We start from the raw sequence: 16,184 nt of genomic DNA, 5'->3' as shown, positions 1-16,184 counted from the left end.
ACCCAGATCCAGACCCATACCTAAGAGCGACGCGCCACGATGCCGGACATTAACGCAATCATTCACCACTCGCTGGTCCAGCGCGTGCTGGAATTCATCAAGCGCTACCCCGGGCTGATTGCGTTCTTCGGGTTCTGTTCAGGCATTGGCAGCTTCATTCTGGTGGATCGACAGGCGAAGCTGGCCACATGGATTGCGGTCATTCTGCTGGTGAGCTGGATCTGGCTGATGGTGGAAAACAGCGCCGTCGCCCTGTTCGCGAAGATGTTCAAGCGAGAGATACCGCAGCCGCTGTTGCGCTACGCCACCCAGATGATCCACCAGGAAAGCCTGTTTTTCGTGCTGCCGTTCTTTTTCGTGACGACCACGTGGTACAGCGGACAGCTGGCGTTCACGGGGCTGCTCGGGGCTGCAGGACTGATTTCGATCATCGACCCGCTGTACTACAAGTGGCTGGCCCCGCGCCGCTGGCTGTTCATGGCCCTGCACACCCTGACGCTGTTCGCCGCACTGCTCACGGCGCTGCCAATCATCGTTCACCTGACCACGGCCCAGAGCTACAAGCTGGCGCTGGGCATTGCGATGCTGCTGTCGTTCCCGAGCCTGGCATCGGGCTATCCGATCAACAGCTGGAAGCGCGGCCTCGGCGTGGTGGCCATGACGCTGGCAATTGGCGGCGCGGGCTGGATGGCGCGATTCTGGGTGCCGCCGGCGACCCTCTGGCTGACCGAGGCGGCGATCAGCACGCGCTTCGATAACCAGAATCGAACCCCTGGCGAGAGCATTCAGGAGATCGGCGTCAACCAGCTGCGCAGCGCCGGGCTCTACGCCTACACATCGATCAACGCCCCGCGCGGCCTGAACGAGCGGATCTATCACGTGTGGCGCCACAACGGCGAGGAAGTGGAGCGTATTGCTCTAGACATCAAGGGCGGCCGTGAGGAAGGCTATCGGGCCTGGACGCATAAGCAGAATTTCCCGCCAGACGTGCTCGGCAAATGGCAGGTGAGGGTGCTCATTGAGGACGGGCAGATGATCGGTGTGCTGCGCTTTGACGTCACTGAGCGCGACCAGCCGGCCGTCACTCGAAACAAGATTAAGCCGGCAGGCCTGAAGCCAGGCACCGACGCTGCAGCTCCGGATGACTCGGACGCGAAAAAACCCGCGGACAGCGCGCCAGCCGAGAGCACGTCTGCCCCGGCCAAAACCCACTAAGCTCGTCGCTATGACCCCACTGACCACGCAGGCTTCCTCTGCGCCCAAGGATCCAGGGCGCGTGTTGATGGACACTTCGAGCAATCCGGCTCAGCTGCGGATCGCCGGAGACTGGACGCTCGCGCATTACCGCGAACTCAAGCGCCAGACCGACGCATTAAGCGCCGGATTCGGCCCAACCACCCTCGTGGACATGGACGAGCTCGGCGCGCTAGACACCGCTGGCGCGTCGTTGCTGGTAGAGCTGCTCGGCGTGCAGCGCCTGCGTTTGCTGGCCGTGCAAGCGCCCAATCTGCCAGAGTCCAGCCGCGCGCTGATGCAGACTATCCAGAGCGCACTGGCTGACTACTGCCAGCCCGTCCGAGAGCCAGAAGCGGCCGTGGGCATGCAACTGCTGGCGCGAATTGGCGCGGCGGTGGAGGTGATCTGGAAGGATACGCTGCAACTGCTCGGCTTCATCGGGCTCATCCTGCAGACCTTCGCTTCCACGCTGTTTCGCCCTCGGCGCTGGCGCACCACATCCGTTATCGCCCAAATCGAGCAAATCGGTCTGGACGCAGCGCCCATTGTGGCGCTGCTGACGTTCATGGTTGGCGCCGTGGTGGCCTTTCTCGGCGCCACGGTGCTAAAGGCTTTTGGCGCGACGATTTTCACCGTTGACCTGATCGGCTTCTCATTCCTGCGGGAATTCGCCGTGTTGCTGACCGCCATCCTGCTCGCCGGTCGTACGGCCAGCGCATTCACCGCGCAGATCGGCTCGATGAAAGCCAACGAAGAGCTGGATGCGCTGCAAACCCTGGGGCTGAGTCCTACAGAGCTGCTGGTGCTGCCCCGCGTGCTCGCGCTGCTGATCTCACTGCCCATGCTGACCTTCCTCGCGATGATCTGCGGCATTGTCGGTGGCGGCGTGGTCTGCGCGTTGTCGCTGGGCATCTCGCCGGCGATGTTTCTGTCGTTGATGCAGGCCGACATCGGCGTGCAGCACTTCCTCGTGGGTATCGCCAAAGCGCCGATATTTGCGTTCTTCATCGCCGCCATTGGCTGCCTGGAAGGCTTCAAGGTCGAGGGCAGCGCCGAATCGGTCGGGGCTCACACGACATCGAGCGTGGTCCAGTCCATTTTCGTGGTCATCATGCTGGACGCCTTGGTCGCGATGTTCTGCATGGAGATTGGCTGGTGACCCGCCGCTGCGTACAACCCGTCGAGACGGTGATTGAGGTTCGCGGCCTGAGCAATCGCTTCGGCCCGCAAGTGGTGCACGAGAACCTCGATCTGGATCTGTATCGCGGAGAGATCCTTGGCGTGGTGGGCGGCTCCGGCGCCGGCAAGTCGGTGTTACTGCGCAGCATTGTCGGGCTGCAAAGGCCTGCCGCAGGAAGCGTCCGTGTGCTGGGTCAGGATTTGCTGAATCTGTCCGACAAGGCGCGCTCTCAGGTTGAAAGAAGTTTCGGTGTCCTGTTCCAGAAAGGCGCGCTGTTCTCGTCGCTGACCATCACCGAGAACGTCGCGCTGCCCCTGATTGAACACGCCGGGCTGAGCCGCGAGGAAGCCGAGCATCTGGCCGGGATCAAAATGGCGCTGGCCGGACTGCCGCTGTCAGCGGCTCATAAATACCCCGCGTCGCTCTCCGGTGGCATGATCAAGCGCGCGGCGCTGGCGCGAGCACTGGCACTGGATCCGGACATTCTGTTTCTGGACGAACCCACTGCCGGGCTCGATCCGATCGGCGCCGGCGCGTTTGACCAGTTGATCCTGACGCTGCGCGACGCCTTGGGACTGAGCGTGTTCATGGTCACCCACGACCTCGACACGCTTTATACAATCACCGACCGCGTCGCCGTGCTGGCGCAGAAGCGTGTACTGGTCGCGGACAGCATCGACAGGGTGTCTGCGACCAAAGACCCGTGGATTCACGAATACTTCCATGGCCCGCGCGGCCGCTCGGCCTATTCAGCGGCCACTTACCCACACGAGGTCTCATGATGGAAACCCGCGCCCATCACGTTCTGATCGGTCTGTTCACGGTCATCGTGGTCGCCGCCGCACTGCTGTTCGGTCTGTGGCTGGCGAAATCCAGCGTCGACTCGGCCTTCAAGGACTATCAGGTTGTCTTCAACGAGGCGGTGACCGGTTTGTCTCGCGGCAGTCCGGTGCAGTACAGCGGTATCAAGGTCGGTGACGTTGTGCAGTTGCGCCTCGATCCCCAGGACCCGCGCCGGGTGCTGGCGCAGATCCGTGTTGCCGGGGAAACCCCGATCAAGCGTGACACCTACGCAAAACTGGCACTGGCCGGCATCACCGGTACATCGCTTATCCAGCTCAGCGGCGGCACACCGCAAAGCGAGGCGCTGAAAGGCGAGGGCGGCAACCTGCCAGTGATCATCGCCTCGCCGTCGCCCATCTCCCGCCTGTTGAACGACAGCGACGACTTGCTCAGCGGCACCAACACATTGCTGCATAACGCCAACGCGATGTTTTCTTCGAATAACGTGGAGACGCTGTCGCGCACGTTGCAGCATCTGGAGCAAACCACTGGAGCGATCTCCGATCAGCGCGACGACATTCGTCAGGCCTTGAAGCAGATGACGCTGCTGAGCAAGCAGGCCGGCGAGACCCTGGAGCAAACCTCTACGCTGATGCGCAACGCCAACCAGCTGCTGACCAGCGATGGCAGGCAAACCATCGCCAGCGCACAAGAGGCGATGAAGTCCCTCGAACAGAGCAGCAAAGCCATCAATGTGTTGCTCAAGAACAACCAGAATTCGGTGAACGAGGGGCTGCAAGGGCTGGGCGAACTGGGCCCGGCAATCCGCGAGCTGCGTGAGACCCTCAGCTCATTGAAAACCATCTCGCGCAGCCTGAATGCCAACCCGAGCGGCTACTTGCTGGGCAACGAGAAGAATAAGGAGTTCGAGCCATGAGGCGTGTCGGTCAATCCATTACTCGGCTGTGGTTGGTGGCAATGCTGCTGTCGCTCGGCGCTTGCTCGATCCTCCCCGAGCAAGCGCCTTCAGACGTCTACCGGTTGCCAACGGCATTGCCTGCCAGCAAAGGGACCTCCCCCGTGGCGTGGTCCTTGCGGGTGGTACGGCCCAAGTCCAGCGAGACACTGGACAGCCCGAGCATCGCCGTCATCCCCCAGGGCAATGTGATCAGCAACTACAAGGGCGCGCGCTGGAGTGATCCGGCGCCGGTCCTGTTGCGCAACCGACTGACCGATGCTTTCTATCGCGATGGGCGAGTGCAGTCGATCAGCACTGACGACAGCAATCTGCAGGCTGATTATGAATTGGGCGGGGAGTTGCAGGCGTTCCAGAGCGAGTATCGGGGAACCGCCATTGAAGTGGTGATCCGCCTTGATGCGCGACTGGTCGACGATCGCCAGCGGATTGTGGCGAGTCGGCGCTTTGAAGTGCATCAGCCGGTGGCTGACAAGCAGGTGTCGGCGGTGGTCTCGGCGTTCGGCCAGGCCAGCGATACCCTGGCCGCCCAAGTGTTGCAGTGGACCGTCGAGCAGGGCGAGAGGCGTTACACCGCCGAGCCGAAGAACCAATAGCAGACGGCAATCGCAGCGACCACACCGGCGAATTCCGCCAGCAGCGCGCAGCCCACTGCGTGTCGCGCGCGCTGGATGCCCACGGCGCCGAAATACACCGCCAGCACATAGAACGTGGTTTCCGTGCTGCCTTGAATGGTCGCCGCGACGAGGGCCGGGAAGCTATCGACACCTTGGGTTTTCATGGTCTCGATCAGCATCGCCCGTGCCGCACTGCCGGAGAACGGCTTGACCAGAGCAGTTGGCAGCGCATCGACGAATCGGGTGTCCATGCCCATCCATTGAATCCCGTGACGAATCCCCTCAAGAATCAAATCCAGCGCGCCCGATGCGCGCAGCACGCCGACGGCGCAGAGCATCGCGACCAAATAAGGCAGCAGGTTCTTGGCGACGTCGAAGCCCTCTTTCGCGCCCTCCACGAAAGTCTCGTACACCTTGACCTTGCGAAACGCGCCAATCACCAGGAACAGCATGATGATGCCGAACAGCGTCACATTGCCCAGTACCGATGACAGGCTCGACAGCGCAGCAGCGGACAACCCGGCCAGTACTGCCATGAAGCCGCCCAGCAGCAAGGCGCCGGGAATCAGGTAAGCGAGCACCACCGGGTCCCACAACTTGAGGCGCTGCATGAACGCCACTGACAGCAGGCCGACCAGCGTCGAGGCGCTGGTGGCGAGCAGGATGGGCAAGAACACCATGGTGGGGTCAGCAGCGCCTTGCTGAGCGCGGTACATGAAGATGGTCACGGGCAGCAGCGTCAGCGAAGAGGCGTTGAGCACCAGAAAGAGGATCTGCGCATTGCTGGCGATGGTCTTGCTGGGATTGAGCTCTTGCAGCGAGCGCATGGCCTTGAGGCCGATGGGCGTGGCGGCGTTGTCCAGACCCAGCGCGTTGGCGGCGAAGTTGAGGGTGATCAGGCCCAGCGCCGGGTGGCCGCGCGGCACTTCGGGCATCAGGCGATGAAACAGCGGCGCCAGGACCTTGCCCAGCCAGTCGACGATCCCGGCCTTTTCGGCGATGTTGAGAAAGCCCAGCCACAGGGTCAGGGTGCCGAACAACAGCACCATGACTTCCACCGACAACTTGGCCATGGCGAAGATGCTCTCGACCATGGCGGCAAAAACGCCGGCATTGCCCCCTACCAGCCATTGCGCCAGCGCAGATATCGCTGCGACCACGAAAAACCCAAGCCATAGGCCGTTCAGCATACAAATCCCCTCGCAAGATGCGGCGATGATAACGGCGGGGGCAGAAACAACAAACCCCGGCCGGGGCCAGGGTTTGATGATTCACGCCAGACAGTGATTACTCGACCGTCGATTGACCCGCCGGCAGAGGGTCCTTGCCACGCCAGTGCGGCAGGGAGTTCCAGTAGCGCTCGCCTTTGGCGTCGTCGTACATGCCTTCCCATCGCGAGATCACCAACACAGCCAGTGCGTTGCCGATCACGTTCAGCGCTGTGCGCGCCATGTCCATGATGCGGTCGACGCCGGCAATGAACGCCAGGCCTTCCAGCGGAATGCCCACGCTACCCAAGGTTGCCAGGAGCACGACAAACGATACGCCCGGCACACCGGCGATGCCTTTGGAGGTCACCATCAGGGTCAGGACGAGCATCAACTGCTGGCCGATCGACAGATCAATGCCGTACAGCTGCGCGATGAACAGCGCTGCGATGCTTTGATACAGCGTCGAACCGTCGAGGTTGAACGAGTAGCCGGTGGGCACCACGAAGCTGCTGATGGCTTTGGGCGCGCCGTACGCCTCCATCTTCTCGATCACGCGCGGCAGCACGGTTTCGGAGCTGGCGGTGGAGTAGGCCAGCACCAGTTCGTCTTTGAAGATGCGCATCAGCTTGAGCACCGAGAAGCCGAACAGGCGCGCAATCAGGCCCAGCACCACGAAGGCAAAGAAGGCGATGGCGACGTACACCAGAATCACCAGCTTGGCCAACGGCAGCAGCGAGGCGAAGCCAAAGTTGGCGACGGTCACGGCGATCAGTGCGAATACGCCGATTGGCGCGTAGTTCATGATCATGTGGGTGACCTTGAACATGGTCTCCGAAACGCCCTGGAAGACCTTCACCAGCGGATCACGCACTTCGGCATTCAGGCTCGACAGACCCAGCCCGAAGAACACCGAGAAGAAGATGATCGGCAGCATGTCGCCACGGGCAACCGCCGCGAAAATGTTCGACGGAATGAGGTTGAGGATCGTCGCAACGAAGGCATGGTCATGCTGCACTTCAGCGGTGGTCTTCTGGTACTGCGAGATGTCCACCGTGCCCAGAGTGCTCATGTCGATGCCAGTGCCGGGATGGAAGACGTTGGCCAGCAGCAGACCGACGACAATGGCAATCGTGGTGACGATTTCAAAATAGAGAATGGTCTTCAGACCGATACGGCCGAGCTTCTTGGCGTCGCCAACGCCTGCGATACCGACGACCAGGGATGAGATCACAATCGGGATAACGATCATCTTGATCAGGCGGATAAAGATGTCGCCCGCTGGCTGCAGCACATTGCTGATCCACCAGGCTTTCTCGGTGCTGAAATGGTTCAGAACGGCGCCAATGGCGATGCCGAGTACCAAGCCGATGAGGATCTGCCAGGCGAGGCTCAGTTTTGCCTTCTTCATGTCATTACCTTGTTGTCGATGCCGGGACATCCCCCAACCACACGTTCATCATTGCGCTTGCCAGCAAGCGCGACGCCGCGGTCGCCGTCAGGACTGTCTCGTGAGTGGCCGCAGGCGAGCATCCGAGCTCTGAGCAGGCGAAAAAGGCGCAACTATTCCCACGGTGACCGCCATCGTCTAATGCCGTAAACGACTACCCCATGCCGAATCGGCATGATGAAAATCAATCACTTACGCTGCATTGCGCCAAAAGAGGGCGGATTTGCCTGACACAGGAATGCTGAGAAGTGGCTAATACGTCGCCTGCAGCGGATTCGCTTACGGTTTTGTGGCGAGGGTAGGGATTGCGCACGGACGGCAGACAGCCGTTCAAAAGAGGGATTTCCGGGCGATATACGGTCGTAGGAAACGTGGAAGAGGCTATGTAGGACGCTTGAGGGCGGGCGACTTTGGAGGGAATAGCGATCGTTTGCGCCTCACAAGTCCACGGTCGATAGAGGCTAAGACCGTATCGGACGATGGACCTGTGTTGCGGCTTGCCTGACCCGGCCCACGCGTGGGAGTACTCCTTGTACACCTAGGACGCTTCAATCACTCCGTTGATCGTAACGCCCCGGCCCCTTGGTCATACGCGCACCGTCTTCGGGCTGCGCGTCTATCAGGAAGGTCTGTCAGGGACAGGTCTCCCGTCATTCGAATCAATACCAGTTCGGATCTTTCTTGAGCTGTTCTTTCAGAAGGCCTTGCATGCCTTCATCCGGCTTGCCCAAAAACCGGTAGTCCGCATGGCGCGTGGGTGATTTGTCTGCGGGAAGTCCCGCAGGCACTTCGACCAACATCGCGTACGCATGGGACTTGTTCAGGCTGAACGCCACAATGAGTCGCTTGGTGCGGCAAGTGTCCTGGGTTTCGCAGAGCGGCCCTACCAAGTACTTGTCGCCGTCTTCGGTCACGGCATTCATCTGCTCAGCGGCGCCGGAGAGATTGATCACCCAATCGGGCAGTCGCTCTTCCTTCTTCACTACGCTCGACCACGTTTCGCGGTACTCGGAATCCGAGCTCAAAAGCTCGCTCACCCGAGATTGACCGTCGTTGGCCGCCATAGCTGTAATACTGGCGCTCCCAAGGAGCGCCAGTATTAGTGCATGGAAATGCTTGAAGCCCATATTCAGCCTCGGCCGCGACGGCCAAAGAAGAACGACACCACGAACATAACCAGGAAGACCACGAACAGGATCTTGGCAATACCGGTAGCAGTACCTGCAATACCACCAAAACCAAGGACGGCTGCAACGATAGCGATGATCAGAAATGTGATTGCCCAACTCAACATGGTGAATCTCCTTACTGTTTATTGATTTTTTGCTACGTCGAGGCGTCGGGATGACCCTCGGGGTAGATCGCGTCTTCGACCCGGAGGATCAGAAAACCCAGCTTTGCTGACGTGGCGCTTCATCAGTAGTAGCGGCCGCGTCATCAACTTGCATGCTCAGGGCCACATCCGAGGCCTTCAACGCACTTGCCTTGGCAAAGGGTACGGTGTAGGCGTGAGGATAGTGCGCCTGAGTCACTTCATGATTCTGACTCCAGTGATTGAACTGCTGCACAACAATGAGCGTAATCATCAACGCCAGACTGGCAAACAGACCTTGCTGCAAATGCAGAGGGGAGATACGCAGTTTGTTGGCGAGATGTTGAGCGTTCATTCAGCTGACTCCTGGCAATCTTGTCGGCCGTCTGTCCGGGCCGTTGTTATCAGGGATATTGCACGCTGTGTGCCAGCTTTCAGATAACCAATTAATCCTTATAAATCAATGAGTTAAATTGCCTACTCAGAAGTGTCGTACACGCAAGCTGCACGATTGAACATTTGCCATCGTGCGGAATGCACGAATGTCCCGACACCACGTGTGCGACCGAATTCATTCCGGATGCGAATTATGTTCTGACATCCGTCGTTCGGCCGCCGTGCAACGCTCTAACCCGCACTGCGCGTTGTCACGCGCAGAGTGTCGGCGTCTACGCCTTTGACCCCGCGGATGTTGCGCGCGATCTCGACCGCCAATTCCTTCTCGGCGTAGTTAGCCACCACACCGTCCAGCGTCACTACACCGTTTTTGGTCTCAACCTTGATGTTCAAACCGTCGAGGGTGCGGCTATATATAAGACTGGATTTCACCTTGCTGGTGATCCATGCGTCGCTGAACTCTTCGCGAACACTGTTGGCCTGCTGCTCGCTTTGCTCCTTGATCGCCTGAGTATCCCGCGCGCTGACGCTGATAAGGTTGTTCACCTCCGTCACGCCGTCCGTGTTGGTGGCCAGGCTTCCGGCCAACAGCTTGGCCTCCGCGTCTTTCGCCTGGCCCTTGAGGGTGACGACCCCCTGGGCGGCGCTGACGTCGATATTCAACGCCTCTGTCACGCTGTTCCATAGCAGCTTGGATTTGATGGTTGCAGTCAGCGTCGCGTCATCGAAGCGCTGAGCCATGGTGGCTTTGGTGCCCGGATCGGCAGCGACCTGCGGGTCGATCTCAAGCTGGTTATCAACCTTGTTGATTCCCTGAATGTCGCCCGCTATCTGCGCCGCCAGATCCTTATCGACTTGGTTCTCGACCTTTCCCTTGAGGGTCGCAGTGCCTTGTTCCACGTCCACGCTGATCTTGAACGGGCTCAAATGCCGGTTAAGGGCAAAGGCGGTCCAGATCGAACCCTCCTGGCGCGCCTCGGCCAGCTGGGTCTGCAGATCGGCGGCTGCCGCGTGGGCGATGACGGGCGTCAGTCCGAGCAGGCTGGCAGTGGTAATGGCCAGGGCGATCTTCTTCAACGTGGGCATGGGAATCTCCAGACAATTGCAAAAAGGTACCCCTGGACAGACTGGTCTTTCGCCCAGATGTTCGGCGCGGCCTGATTTTGCCTGGACAAGGATCCGTGCCGACCACTGGGGACATGAGCTGTCATGGATCAGCGCATGACGGCTTTTTCAGAAGATCGCTACCATGCAGCGCAAAGAATCAATCAGAATGAACCATGCAACTTGCCCGATGTTTCCGGGACTAACACAGACTATTCATTGAGGAGCGTAGGAAACATGGAAGCAGCCGCTGAGAATCAGGGCCGTATTCTGCTCGTGGATGATGAGTCCGCCATCCTTCGCACCTTCCGTTATTGCCTGGAAGATGAAGGCTACAGCGTAGCCACCGCCAACAGCGCGGCGCAGGCAGAATCGCTGTTGCAGCGTCAGGTATTCGACGTATGTTTCCTCGACCTGCGTCTGGGTGAGGACAACGGGCTGGATGTTCTGGCGCAAATGCGCGTGCAGGCGCCCTGGATGCGCGTGGTGATTGTCACCGCGCACTCGGCCGTCGACACCGCCGTGGATGCGATCCAGGCCGGCGCTGCCGATTATCTGGTCAAGCCCTGCAGTCCGGATCAACTGCGCCTCGCCACCGCCAAGCAGCTCGAAGTCCGCCAGTTGTCCGCGCGACTTGAAGCCCTTGAAGGCGAAGTTCGCAAACCAAAAGACGGCCTGGATTCCCACAGCCCGTCGATGATGGCGATCCTCGAAACCGCCCGCCAGGTCGCCAACACCGACGCCAACATCCTTATCCTCGGTGAATCCGGTACGGGTAAGGGCGAATTGGCCCGGGCGATTCACGGCTGGAGCAAACGCGCCAAAAAGGCCTGCGTGACCATCAACTGCCCATCCCTCACTGCCGAGCTGATGGAAAGCGAGCTGTTCGGCCATAGCCGCGGCGCCTTCACCGGTGCCAGCGAGAGCACACTCGGCCGGGTGAATCAGGCAGACGGCGGCACATTGTTCCTTGATGAAATCGGCGACTTCCCGCTCACGCTGCAGCCAAAACTGCTCCGCTTCATTCAAGACAAAGAATATGAACGCGTCGGTGACCCGGTCACCCGTCGCGCTGACGTGCGCATTTTGGCGGCGACTAACCTGAACCTCGAAGACATGGTCCGCGAAGGGCGCTTCCGCGAGGATCTGTTGTATCGCCTGAACGTGATTACCCTGAATCTGCCCCCTTTGCGCGAGCGAAGCGAAGACATCCTGACGCTGGCAGACCGCTTCCTGGCGCGCTTCGTCAAGGAATACAGCCGCCCGGCGCGCGGCTTCAGCGAGCAGGCTCGCAGCGCGCTGCTCAACTACCGCTGGCCCGGCAACATCCGCGAGCTGCGCAACGTGATCGAGCGGGCGAGCATTATCTGCCCGCAGGAAAAAGTCGAAATCACCCACCTCGGCATGGCCGAACAGCCAGCCAACAATGCCCCGCGCGTCGGCGCAGCGTTGAGCCTTGATGAGCTGGAGAAAGCCCACATCGGCGCGGTACTGGCCACCAGCGATACGTTGGATCAAGCCGCACGCACACTGGGCATCGACGCATCGACGCTGTACCGAAAACGTAAGCAGTACAACCTGTGACAGGGCGCCGATGATGTTTGCGATGAAGTTGCGCACCCGACTCTTTCTGAGTATTTCGGCCCTCATCACCGTCGCCCTCTTAGGGTTGGTGCTGGGGCTCGTCAGCGTTATGCAGATGGCCAAATCTCAGGAATCGTCGATTCGGCACAACTTCACCACACTCGATATCGGCCTGAAGCTGCGACAGAACCTGGGCGATCAGTTGGTCCTGCTGCTTCAGGAAAGCCCTGATCAGGCGGATATCAAGCGCAATCAGGAACAGTTCCAGAACCTGCTTGATCAGGGCATCGAACATGATCAGCAAACCGGCGTTCCCAGCGGGTTCGAAACGGCCCGGGTGAACTATGCCCGCTTCGTCAAAACCATCGAGCAGTCCAGCGCACATGGTGACGCGATCCGCGACGATGAGGCCGTGACCGAGGCGTTCAACACGTTGCGCAATGGTCTGCTCGACGCCCACCGCCAGGCGCTTGAGAACATCAGCCAGGCAGAAAGCGCCTCAAGATCGCGAGCGCTCTGGGTCTCGGCGTTGCTGGGATTGGTGGGGCTGGCGGTGCTGGTTATCGGCTTCGTCACCGCCCACGGCATCGCCCGGCGTTTCGGCGGCCCCATCGAGCAGTTGGCCAAGGCGGCGGACCGGATTGCCCAGGGTGATTTCGACGTCACGCTGCCCACGTCCTCATCTGACGAAATGAACCTGCTGACCCACCGTTTCGGCATGATGGCCGACGCCCTGCGCCAACATCAGAAAACCAACGTCGATGAGTTGCTCGCCGGTCAGCAGCGTCTGCAGGCGGTGCTGGACAGCATCGACGACGGTTTGCTGATGATCGACCGCCAGGGGCGGCTTGAACACCTGAACCCCGTCGCGCAACGGCAGCTGGGCTGGGAAGAAAGTCGTCTGGGCCAGGGTCTTGGCGAAGCGCTGCAACGTCCCGAACTGGACGAACAGCTATACCTGGTATTGCGCGGTGGCACGCTGGAACGGGCGCCCGATGACCTATCCATCGAGATCGACGGCGAAGTTCGTCTGCTCACCTATAGCCTCACGCCGGTCAGCCACACCAAAGGGCACATCGTCGGCGCCGTGATGGTGCTGCACGACGTCACCGAACAGCGGGCGTTCGAGCGCGTGCGCAGTGAGTTCGTGCTACGGGCCTCCCATGAGTTGCGCACGCCCGTCACCGGCATGCACATGGCCTTCGGCCTGCTTCAGGAACGCGTGCATTTCCCGCCGGACTCGCGCGAGAAGGACCTGCTCGACACCGTTAACGAAGAAATGCAGCGGCTGATGCAGCTGATCAACGACCTGCTCAACTTCTCGCGCTATCAGAACGGCCTGCAAAAGCTGGCACTCGAGCCCTGTGATATCAGTGAATTGCTCGAATCGGCGCGTCAGCGCTTTGCCGACACCGCCCACGACCAGGACGTCATGGTGCTATTGGAAACCCAAGAGCCGCTGCCACGGGTACAGGCGGACAAAGCGCAGCTCGACCGAGTGCTCGACAATCTGCTTGATAACGCCCTGCGCCATACCCCGAAATCCGGCCTGATCCGCCTGCAGGCAAGGCGTCATGGCGAGCGCTTGATCATCAGCGTGGAAGACAACGGCGAGGGCATTGCCTACGGCCAGCAGGCCCGGATCTTCGAGCCGTTCGTTCAGGTTGGACGCAAGAAAGGCGGCGCAGGCCTGGGGCTGGCGTTGTGCAAGGAAATCGTTCAGTTGCACGGCGGACGCATGGGCGTCTACTCCCGACCGGGGCAGGGCACGCAGTTCTACATGGCGCTGCCGCTGTAATACGGTCTCGCTGGACTACGCCACATCATCCGCACGACGCCCGGCGCTGCGCCTGCCCCCGGTGACCAGTTCGGTGAACTTGGTCGCGCTCAGCGGCCGTGCGAACAGCCAGCCCTGGCCGTAAATCACCCCTTCGCTTTTCAGCAGCATCGCCTGGGACTCAAACTCGATGCCTTCGGCGATCACCCGCAGTTGCAGCGCATGGGCCATGCGAATGATGTGCGGCGCCACGCCACTGCTGGCGGCATCGTGACCGAGGGCGTCAATGAACGCTTTGTCGATTTTCAGGCAATCCACCGGCAACGTCTGCAGATAGGCCAGGCTGCAATAGCCGGTGCCGAAATCATCGATCAGCACCTGATGGCCCCGATCGCGCAGCGCCTGAAGATGGTTGCGGGCGACCACCACGTCCACCAAACCGCGCTCGGTGACTTCAAACGCGATCTGCCGAGGCGCTACCCGGTGCAACGCCAGAAGCTTCGCCGTCACCCGACCGATGCGTGGGGCCATGACGTCGCACGCCGCCAGATTGACCGATACGTACAGGTGCGGATTGGCGCGTAACAGATGGCCCAGCTGTTCAAGCAACTGCTGAAGCACGAAGTCGGTGATCTGGCGGATCTGCCCGGTGTTTTCCGCCAGCGGGATAAAGAGGTCAGGGCTGGTCAGCGTGCCGTCCGGTCGACGCCAGCGCACCAGGGCCTCAGCGCCCACGCACAGCCGGGTATTAAGGTCGAAAATGGGCTGATACAAAACCTTCAGCTCGCCGCGGCGCAGTGCTCCATGCAGCTCACCGCCCAGCGACTGACGCTGACGCACCAGTTGCAGAACGAGAATGCCGATGAACAACGAAATCAACAGACTGGCCGGGACCAGCAGCCACCACGCACCGGTGATCTTCTGTTGCAAGGCACTGCGCGGCGTTATCAAGACCAGTTGATACTCCGGGCTCTGGGTCGGCATCCGGTAGACGAGTTTGTCCTGAGTGGTCATCAGCGTTTCGGTGGAGGTCGGCGACCATTCCGGTGTGGGCGGCCATGCCTGAGCGGGGCCCAGGACCGGGACTGCTTTGGACCCGCGATCGAGCACCACCACCAGACTGCCGCCCGCCGGCAGGTCGACGACGTCAGTCAAATGGCCGCGGGAGGTGGACACACGAAACTCCCCGCGCCCAAGCATCAATGAAGCCAGGTTGTCGTCAGGCTGGGTGGAGGTGTTGAGCCAGTAGTCGTAGGTAGGGCCGCGAATGTCCGGTGGCCTGGGCTTGCCAATCAGGCTCTGCCGCGTCCAGCTGGAGCAGAACTGGCTTTCGCTGACGTACGCCGCTTCGTAGATAAAACGGTAGCGCGAGTTCACCTGACGCAACTGCCCGATCATCTCAGGGCTGCATCCGCGCAACGATTGCGCTTCAAGCTGATCGAGCCCGGCCCTCAACTGGCCAAACAACTGCTCCAGCCGCACCAGAAAGCGCTCGCCCTGAGCATTCATCTGCGCACGTTCGTCCTGCCGGGCCTGATGCATCGCCAGCCCGAAGCTGCCCGCCAGCAGGATGGCCGCGCTTAACAGCGCGGCCATTAATGCCAGAAGCCAGGGACGATAAAGGAAAGAGCGCAGTCGCGGCGTCGCCGTGAGCATCGACAGTCATCCAGAGGGTGGGATTTCCATAACCACTGAGGTATAGCAACAAGCGCAGCAATAGCCCGGAAAAAAGCGACATTAGCGGAATTTAGTGCTTGAAGTTAAGTACTTGCAGAATAGCCGCACTTTGCAGATCCGGCTCACCGTCAAATTTCTGTGGTCGGTAGTGCATCTGGAACGCAGCCAGCGTGTGACGTGTCGCAATGTCCAGCTCTCCGGTCTGCGGCGTCGGGTAACCCAGCAGCGCCAATTGCTGCTGAAACCACACGATATTTGGCACGACGCCCATCAGTTGCGTCTGACGCTGTGCGACTTGCTGTTCATCCGGCCAGATTCCTAGACCTTCCTGGGCCAGCCGCTTCCAAGGGAACAACGGGCCCGGATCGAGCTTGCGCAGGGGCGCGATGTCACTGTGGCCAATGACGTGGCGCGGTTCGATGTGATTGCGTTTGACGATGTCTTTGAGCAGCACGATCAGCGCTTGAATCTGCGCCTCGCTGTAGGGATACCAAAGCCGGCCGGTGGGCGTGTCGCGGTAGCCCGGGTTGACGATCTCGATGCCTATGCTGCTTGAGTTGAGCCAGGTGCGCCCGTCCCATTCGCTTTCGCCGGCATGCCACGCGCGCTGGGATTCGTCGACCAGCTTGTAGGTGGTGGCTGGACCGTCGCCGATCAGGTAATGCGCGCTGACCTCACCGTGGGTCAGCAATGCCAACGACCGATCAAGGGAGGCAGAGGTGTAATGGACCACCACAAACTGCACGCGACTGTCGAAATTGACGGAAGGATGGCTGGTATCGATCTTCGGACCGCTGCTGCAAGCGCTCAGCAGCAACAACAGAAACAGGGCAGAAATAGACTTCATGGGGGCACGACGTGTAGGCAAATAATGCAACAGTGTA

The 16,184-nt window shown here is 60.4% G+C and carries 15 protein-coding genes and 1 pseudogene; 8 read left to right on the top strand and 8 right to left on the bottom strand.

Features of this window, described 5'->3' with window-relative positions:
- The first annotated feature begins 39 nt into the window (after positions 1-39).
- Genes SLW75_RS19165 through SLW75_RS19145 form a run of 5 tightly spaced genes read left to right on the top strand, consistent with a single transcriptional unit; the run spans position 40 to position 4,771 of the window.
- A complete protein-coding gene (locus SLW75_RS19165; protein WP_410935171.1) occupies positions 40-1,215 on the top strand; it encodes a DUF5924 family protein in 1,176 nt (391 codons plus the stop codon).
- 10 nt (positions 1,216-1,225) lie between these two features.
- Positions 1,226-2,395, top strand: a complete 1,170-nt coding sequence (locus SLW75_RS19160; protein ID WP_410935170.1) for an MlaE family lipid ABC transporter permease subunit — start codon at positions 1,226-1,228, stop codon at positions 2,393-2,395.
- Positions 2,392-3,198, top strand: a complete 807-nt coding sequence (locus tag SLW75_RS19155; protein ID WP_410935169.1) for an ABC transporter ATP-binding protein — start codon at positions 2,392-2,394, stop codon at positions 3,196-3,198. Before SLW75_RS19160 ends, SLW75_RS19155 begins: the two co-directional genes overlap by 4 nt.
- Positions 3,198-4,136: an MlaD family protein gene (locus SLW75_RS19150; protein ID WP_410935190.1), complete on the top strand. Its 939-nt coding sequence runs from the start codon at positions 3,198-3,200 to the stop codon at positions 4,134-4,136. Before SLW75_RS19155 ends, SLW75_RS19150 begins: the two co-directional genes overlap by 1 nt.
- Positions 4,133-4,771, top strand: coding sequence for an ABC-type transport auxiliary lipoprotein family protein (locus SLW75_RS19145; RefSeq protein WP_410935168.1), 639 nt, complete (start codon positions 4,133-4,135; stop codon positions 4,769-4,771). The genes SLW75_RS19150 and SLW75_RS19145 overlap by 4 nt, the downstream gene beginning before the upstream one ends.
- Here SLW75_RS19145 and SLW75_RS19140 read toward each other — a convergent pair.
- The 6 genes from SLW75_RS19140 to SLW75_RS19115 all read right to left on the bottom strand — a co-directional run bounded on the left by SLW75_RS19140 (position 4,744) and on the right by SLW75_RS19115 (position 10,244).
- Positions 4,744-5,982, bottom strand: a complete 1,239-nt coding sequence (locus tag SLW75_RS19140) for a nucleoside recognition domain-containing protein (RefSeq protein ID WP_410935167.1) — start codon at positions 5,980-5,982, stop codon at positions 4,744-4,746. The genes SLW75_RS19145 and SLW75_RS19140 overlap by 28 nt on opposite strands.
- A 97-nt stretch (positions 5,983-6,079) precedes the next feature.
- Complete coding sequence (gene gltP / locus SLW75_RS19135) at positions 6,080-7,411, bottom strand: glutamate/aspartate:proton symporter GltP (protein WP_065987919.1); 1,332 nt, start codon at positions 7,409-7,411, stop codon at positions 6,080-6,082.
- 698 nt (positions 7,412-8,109) lie between these two features.
- A complete protein-coding gene (locus SLW75_RS19130) occupies positions 8,110-8,577 on the bottom strand; it encodes an inhibitor of vertebrate lysozyme family protein (RefSeq protein WP_410935166.1) in 468 nt (155 codons plus the stop codon).
- A 2-nt stretch (positions 8,578-8,579) separates the two neighbouring features.
- Complete coding sequence (locus SLW75_RS19125; protein ID WP_002555679.1) at positions 8,580-8,744, bottom strand: DUF1328 domain-containing protein; 165 nt, start codon at positions 8,742-8,744, stop codon at positions 8,580-8,582.
- Between the two features lie 88 nt (positions 8,745-8,832).
- Entirely contained in the window at positions 8,833-9,117 is a 285-nt protein-coding gene (locus SLW75_RS19120) for a hypothetical protein (RefSeq protein ID WP_410935165.1), read from the bottom strand.
- A gap of 272 nt (positions 9,118-9,389) precedes the next feature.
- Positions 9,390-10,244 carry a BON domain-containing protein gene (locus SLW75_RS19115; RefSeq protein WP_410935164.1) on the bottom strand — a complete coding sequence of 285 codons (855 nt, stop codon included), beginning with the start codon at positions 10,242-10,244 and terminating at the stop codon, positions 9,390-9,392.
- Positions 10,245-10,499: 255 nt separating this feature from the next.
- On the opposite strand from SLW75_RS19115, the gene algB reads away from it, so the two are divergent.
- The 3 genes and pseudogenes from algB to SLW75_RS19100 all read left to right on the top strand — a co-directional run bounded on the left by algB (position 10,500) and on the right by SLW75_RS19100 (position 13,644).
- The gene (gene algB / locus SLW75_RS19110; protein ID WP_065987926.1) at positions 10,500-11,846 is read left to right on the top strand and encodes a sigma-54-dependent response regulator transcription factor AlgB; all 1,347 of its coding nucleotides are present in this window, start codon (positions 10,500-10,502) and stop codon (positions 11,844-11,846) included.
- A gap of 10 nt (positions 11,847-11,856) precedes the next feature.
- Positions 11,857-13,258: pseudogene (locus tag SLW75_RS19105) on the top strand (KinB sensor domain-containing domain); the annotation flags it as partial.
- Between the two features lie 20 nt (positions 13,259-13,278).
- Positions 13,279-13,644, top strand: coding sequence for a sensor histidine kinase (locus SLW75_RS19100; protein ID WP_407073261.1), 366 nt, complete (start codon positions 13,279-13,281; stop codon positions 13,642-13,644).
- A gap of 15 nt (positions 13,645-13,659) precedes the next feature.
- Here the strand turns inward: SLW75_RS19100 and SLW75_RS19095 are convergent, their stop codons facing one another.
- Together SLW75_RS19095 and SLW75_RS19090 are read right to left on the bottom strand one after the other, a co-directional pair.
- Positions 13,660-15,279 (bottom strand): EAL domain-containing protein, encoded by a 1,620-nt coding sequence (locus SLW75_RS19095; RefSeq protein WP_192130547.1) that lies wholly within the window; start codon positions 15,277-15,279, stop codon positions 13,660-13,662.
- A 91-nt stretch (positions 15,280-15,370) separates the two neighbouring features.
- Complete coding sequence (locus SLW75_RS19090) at positions 15,371-16,147, bottom strand: N-acetylmuramoyl-L-alanine amidase (protein WP_296306787.1); 777 nt, start codon at positions 16,145-16,147, stop codon at positions 15,371-15,373.
- Positions 16,148-16,184 lie beyond the last annotated feature (37 nt).

The organism is Pseudomonas sp. W5-01, from assembly GCF_046540435.1.
Classification (GTDB): Bacteria; Pseudomonadota; Gammaproteobacteria; order Pseudomonadales; family Pseudomonadaceae; genus Aquipseudomonas; species Aquipseudomonas graminis_B.
The sequence above is the reverse complement of the archived record's forward strand: the minus strand, read 5'-3'. Positions and strand labels throughout refer to the sequence as shown.